The organism is Microlunatus flavus (genome assembly GCF_900110855.1).
Classification (GTDB): Bacteria; Actinomycetota; Actinomycetes; order Propionibacteriales; family Propionibacteriaceae; genus Microlunatus; species Microlunatus flavus.
In genome coordinates, this window is the sequence record NZ_FOFA01000024.1 from 1 (window position 1) to 5510 (window position 5510).

Consider the following 5510-nt stretch of genomic DNA (forward strand, 5'->3'; position numbering starts at 1 on the left):
GGGAGCGTTCGCTGTGCTCGGGGAGCGTTCGCTGGGCTCAGGGAGCGTTCGCCCGACTCGGGGCGCGCGGTGTCAGGGGTGCACGGAACCATCGGCCAGCGCGTCGCGGACCGTGCGGGGCTCGCGGCCGAGGAGGTCGCGGAGCAGGGGGTCGGTGCCGGCGAAGTACCCGCCGGCGGCGGCCTCGTACATGCCGAGGGTGAAGCGGACCATCCCCTCCGGCCGGCCGGCGCCGAGCTGCTGCGCGACCCAGGCCTCCGGGTCGACCCGCTCGAAGGAGATGCGCCGCCCGGCGAGGTCGGAGGCGACCTCGGCCACCTCCGCGAACGTCGGGGCCTCGGTCGCGGTGATCGTGACGGGACCCTCGTACGCGCCGTCGCCGAGCAGAACCCCCGCCGCGGCCTCGGCGGCGTCCTCGCGGGCGGTCCAGGAGACCGGCCCGTCGCCCGGGACGGTGATCACCCCGGTCTCGCGCCAGGGGCCGGCGAGCCAGTCGAGGCTGTGGGCGTAGAAGCCGTTGCGCAGCGACGTCCAAGGCAGGCCGGAGGCAGCGAGCAGCTCCTCGGTGCGGGCATGGTCACGCCCGGGGAAGAACGGGCTGTCGACGTGGGCGCCCTGGTGGCTGGTGTAGAGGACGCGCCCGACGCCGGCCCCGACGGCCGCCTCGAGCGCGGTGCGGTGCAGCTCCACGGCGTCGGCGAAGGGGTCGCTCGACGAGACGAGCAGCAGCTGGTCGGCGCCCGCGAACGCGGCCGGGAGCGACGAGGGGTCGGCGTAGTCGGCCCGCCGGACCTCGACGCCGCGCTCCGCGAACCGTGCGGCACGGTCGGGGTCGCGCACGGCCACGACGAGCTCGGACGCGGGGACCCGCTCGAGGAGGTGGTCGGCGGTGGCGCCGTTCAGCGCGCCGGTCGCGCCGGTGATGACGATCATGCGAACTCCTTGGTAGCAGTGGAAGCAGAACGACGATAACGTTGGAAACGCAGTGATAGCAAGAGTTCGTTAGCATCGGTCCGTGAGCGAAACGGTCAGCGGACGCGACGCGACCCGTACGCGCATCGTCGAGGTCGCGGCCCGCTTGCTCGAGGAGTCGGGACCGGCCGCCGTGACCACGCGTGCGGTCGCCGCCGAGGCCGGCGTGCAGGCCCCGACGCTCTACCGGCTGTTCGGCGACAAGGACGGCCTGATGGAGGCCGTGGCGGAGCACGTCATGGCCGCGTACGTCCGCGCCAAGGCCGAGCACGAGCGGGCGTCGAGCGAGGCGGGCTCCGACCCCCTGGAGGACCTGCGGACGAGCTGGGAGGCGCAGGTCGCGTTCGGGCTGGCCAACCCGGCGCTGTTCCGGCTCCTCAGCGACCCGGCGCGGGTGGTCGGCTCGCCCGCGGCGCAGGCCGGCCTGCGCGTCCTCGAGGCCCGCGTGCACCGGCTCGCCGCCACGGGGCGGCTCCGGGTCGGCGAACCGCACGCCGTCGCCCTCGTGCAGGCCGCGGGCCAGGGAACCATCCAGGTCCTCCTCACCACCCCGCCCGCGCAGCGCGACCCGGCGCTGGCCGACCGCATGCTCGCCGCCGTGCTGGACCAGGTCCTCTCCCCCGTCGCCGCCCCGGCGACGGACCGACCCGGGTCTAGCGCCATCGCCCCGGCGGTCGCGCTGCGGGCCCTGGCGCCGCAGCTCGACGTGCTCACCGAGAGCGAGCGCGGCCTGCTGGCCGAGTGGCTCGACCGCGTCGTCGAGGCGGGCGGGTGAGGACGCCGGGCGCCCAGGTCCTGGCCGAGGGCCGCGCCGCCGCACCGGCGTCGATCCACCAGACCGCGTACCTGCGTCGTGAGGCGGCGCGGAGCGAGGCCGAGGTCAAGCTCCGGGCGCGTCGCGAGGGGCGGGTGACCTACCACGCGCACGTCGGCTCGACGGACTGGTCGACGACCGCCGCGGCGCTGCGGGAGATCGAGGCCGGGCTCGCCGAGGACGGGGAGGTCTGCGACCGCTTCGGCCTCACGCTGTCGCGCGCGATGAGCGTCGACGAGGCCACCCGCGGTTCGCTGCACAAGGAGACCGGACCGGCGCTGCGGCCCGAGGAGTGGGCGGTGCTCGGCGAGGCCGCCGCGATCCAGCCCCACCTCGGCGACTTCATGATCGGCACGCCCGCGGGCGCGACCCACGCCCGGCTGGCGCTGGCCGCCGGCGTCACGACGATCGGCAACCTCGGGCAGTACTGGTCCTTCGAGGTCCCCGGCGGCCAGGACGACCGTCAGGTCACCGAGGCCACCGTCCGCGCCGTCGGCATGCTCGCGGCCTGGCGCGACCGGGGCGCGCTGGTCCACTCCTACCTCGACGACGGGGTGGCGATGCAGGCCGGCAGCTACGGCTCGTACGTGGGGTGGGCGGCCCTCGAGCGCCACGTGGTCGAGGACCTCTGCGGCGCCCGGCTCGCGCACTCCTACGGCGGCCTGGTCGACGACCCCTGGCACCGCGCGGTCGTGCACCTCGCCGTGGACGACGTGCACGACCGGGAGCACCTCGGCTCGATGGTCTACGGCGACACCGTGTCCATGCGACCGCACGACCACGCGCACAACGCCGAGGTGCTGCGGCGCTACCTGACGGTCGACCTGGCCTGCCAGCTGCGCCGCCCGACCGGCCACGCGGTCCACCCGGTGCCGCTGACCGAGGCCGAGCGCGTCCCGACCGGCGCGGAGAACCTCGAGGTCCAGCGCGTCGCCCACGCCCTCGAGCGCGACGTGCGCTGCAGCGGGGCCGTCGTCGACTGGGACCGGGCGGAGCGCCTGGCGGGCGAGGTCGCGGCGTACGCGCTGAGGTTCCGGGACGCGACGCTCGCGCTGCTCGTGGACGACGGCGTGGCGGTGGCCGACCCCGTCGAGGTGCTGCTGGCGCTGCGCGCGCTCGGGCTGGCCGGCCTCGAGGACCGGCTGCGGCTGCCGCCGCCGCGGGCGGTAGCCGACCTGGTGCCGTGGAAGGCGCGGCAGGTCCGGGCGACCGTGGCCGGTCTCGCCGGCACCGTGCCCGACCTGCGCGGCACCCGCGTCGTGCTCGCGGTGCTCGACGTCCACGACGTCGTGCGCGACGCGCTGCTGCGCACCCTGCCCCGCGCCGGGGCCGAGGTGGTGCTGCTGCCGAGCAGCGCGACGCCCGCCTCGGTCGTGCACGCCGCCATCGCGGAGGACGCCGATGCGGTGGTGCTCGGCACCTACAACGGGGCCGCGCTGGAGGTCGGGCGCGAGCTGCGCGCGGCGGTGGACGCGACCGCGTACGACGGCCTGGTGATCATGGGCGGCCGGCTCAACCAGGACCTCGGCGGCGACTCCCCCGTCGAGGTCACCGACGAGCTGCGGGCCCTCGGTCTCACCCCCGCGGCGACGCTCGAGGAGGCCTGCCGGCTGCTCGGGGAACGTGCTCACGGGCCGTCCCGACCAGAGTTCACCTGAAGTTCGCCTCCAAGATCAAGGCCGGTCTGACCAGGGGATTCGGTGTCAGAGGCCCGCTCGGAGAGCACCTCCTCCCGCGAGGCTGCGCAGCGCCGGCGCGGGGTCGTGCGATCCTCTGCACCTGGCCACGTCGCGCGGCCGAGGACGGCCGCGCGCAGGACCACCTGGGGGCGTGCCCGCGAGGGCGGATCGGGAGCAGACGCATGCGCAAGACCTTGAGCAGGATCACGGCCGTCGCGGCCGGCACGACGGCCCTGGCCATGCTCGGCGCCGGGTGCGCGCCGCCGGCCAAGCCGGCCGGCTCCTCGTCGGAGGGCGCCAGCGGCGCCGCGACCTGGACGTCCGCGCAGGCCGCCGGCGGAATGGACGCCCTCGTGGCCGAGGCCAAGAAGGAGGGCACGCTCAACGTCATCGCGCTGCCGCCGGACTGGGCCAACTACGGCAAGATCATCTCGGGTTTCGAGGCGAAGTACGGCCTCAAGGTCGACTCCGCGCAGCCCGACGCGGCCAGCCAGGACGAGATCAACGCGGCCAACCAGCAGAAGGGGACGGACCGCGCGCCGGACGTCTTCGACCTCGGCCAGGCCGTCGCGCTGGCCAACACCGACAAGTTCGCGCCGTACCAGGTCTCGACCTGGGACACGATCCCCACGAACTTCAAGGACAGCAGCGGGCTGTGGGTCAACGACTACGGCGGCTACATGTCCATCGGGTACGACACCGCCAAGGTTCCGGCGCCGAGCGGCGTCAAGGACCTGCTCAAGGCCGAGTACAAGGGCAAGGTCGCGCTCAACGGCGACCCGACGCAGGCCGGCGCAGCCTTCAACGGCGTCGTCATGACCTCGCTGGCCAACGGCGGCTCCGCCGACGACATCCAGCCGGGCATCGACTTCTTCGCGAACCTCAAGAAGGCGGGCAACTTCCTGCCGACCGACCCGACCTCGGCGACGATCGAGTCCGGGCAGACCCCGCTGGTGATCGACTGGGACTACCTGAACGCGGCGGAGAGCGCCAAGATCCCGACCTGGAAGGTCACCGTCCCGAGCGACGCGCTCGTCGGCGGCTACTACTTCCAGGCGATCAGCAAGGACGCCCCGCACCCGGCCGCCGCGCGGCTGTGGCAGGAGTACCTCTACTCCGACGAGGGCCAGAACCTCTTCCTCGGCGGCGGGGCCCGTCCTGTGCGCGCGGACGCGATGCAGAAGGCCGGGACGATCGACTCCGACGCGTACGGCAAGCTCCCGCCGGTCAGCGGCGAGCCGACGATCCTGACGACCGACCAGACCAAGAAGGCCGCCGACGTGCTCAGCAAGGAGTGGAGCAAGGCCACCAGCTGATCGCGTGGACGGAGGGCTCGGCGCACAGACGCCGACCCCTGCGGGGCCCCTTCGACAGGCTCAGGGCACCGCTTCGACAGGCTCAGGGGGCGTTGTCGGTCGAAGGCCAGGGAGCGTCGGCACGACGCGGACGAGGCAGGGGAAGGACCAGGATGGCGCGGTCGAGGCTGGCGCGGCTGCGGCCGGCACTGGGCGTGCTGCCCTTCGGCGTCTACCTGCTGATCTTCCTCGTCGTGCCGACCGTGACGGTGGTCGTCGGGGCGTTCGGCGAGGAGGGTCGGCCCAGCCTGGCGAACCTCGCCGGCCTGGCCGAACCCTCCGTCCTCACCGCGCTGCTCAACAGCGTGCTCGTCTCGGCGGTCACCGCCGTGATCGGCGGCGTGGTCGGGGCCCTGGTCGCGTACGCGGTGGTCACCGGACGGCCGGACGGCGCGCTGCGGCGGCTGGTCACCAGCGTCTGCGGCGTGCTGGCGCAGTTCGGCGGCGTGACGCTCGCCTTCGCCTTCATCGCCACGCTGGGCATCTCCGGGGTGGTGTCGACCTGGCTCGACGCGCACGCCGGCACCAGCCTCACCAGCAGCGTCTGGCTCTTCGGGCTCAAGGGCCTGGTGCTCGTCTACGCGTACTTCCAGATCCCGCTGATGGTGATCATCTTCCTGCCGGCCCTGGACGGCGTCCGCGTCCAGTGGCGCGAGGCCGCCTCCAACCTGGGGGCGACCACGTGGCAGT

The 5510-nt window shown here is 74.1% G+C and carries 5 protein-coding genes; 4 read left to right on the forward strand and 1 reads right to left on the reverse strand.

Translation table 11 applies throughout. The features are described 5' to 3' along the window. Nucleotides 1-72: 72 nt before the first annotated feature. Nucleotides 73-933, reverse strand: a complete 861-nt coding sequence (locus tag BMY04_RS22135; protein WP_091187279.1) for an SDR family oxidoreductase — start codon at nt 931-933, stop codon at nt 73-75. 82 nt (nt 934-1015) lie between these two features. Here BMY04_RS22135 and BMY04_RS22140 point away from each other — a divergent pair, with 82 nt between their 5' ends. The 4 genes from BMY04_RS22140 to BMY04_RS22155 form a co-directional block, all read left to right on the forward strand. Continuing rightward, entirely contained in the window at nt 1016-1747 is a 732-nt protein-coding gene (locus BMY04_RS22140; RefSeq protein ID WP_091187283.1) for a TetR/AcrR family transcriptional regulator, read from the forward strand. Then, complete coding sequence (locus tag BMY04_RS22145; protein WP_091187286.1) at nt 1744-3444, forward strand: cobalamin B12-binding domain-containing protein; 1701 nt, start codon at nt 1744-1746, stop codon at nt 3442-3444. Before BMY04_RS22140 ends, BMY04_RS22145 begins: the two co-directional genes overlap by 4 nt. A gap of 203 nt (nt 3445-3647) precedes the next feature. Next, complete coding sequence (locus BMY04_RS22150; RefSeq protein WP_091187290.1) at nt 3648-4781, forward strand: ABC transporter substrate-binding protein; 1134 nt, start codon at nt 3648-3650, stop codon at nt 4779-4781. Between the two features lie 152 nt (nt 4782-4933). Then, nucleotides 4934-5510, forward strand: a 577-nt coding sequence (locus BMY04_RS22155; RefSeq protein ID WP_198410361.1) for an ABC transporter permease, incomplete at its 3' end; no start/stop codon positions are given.

Excerpts from the sequence above, each read along its gene's own strand:
- BMY04_RS22135 (WP_091187279.1), bottom strand. The coding sequence starts at position 933 with ATGATCGTCATCACCGGCGCGACCGGCGCGCTGAACGGCGCCACCGCC.
- BMY04_RS22150 (WP_091187290.1), top strand. The coding sequence starts at position 3,648 with ATGCGCAAGACCTTGAGCAGGATCACGGCCGTCGCGGCCGGCACGACG.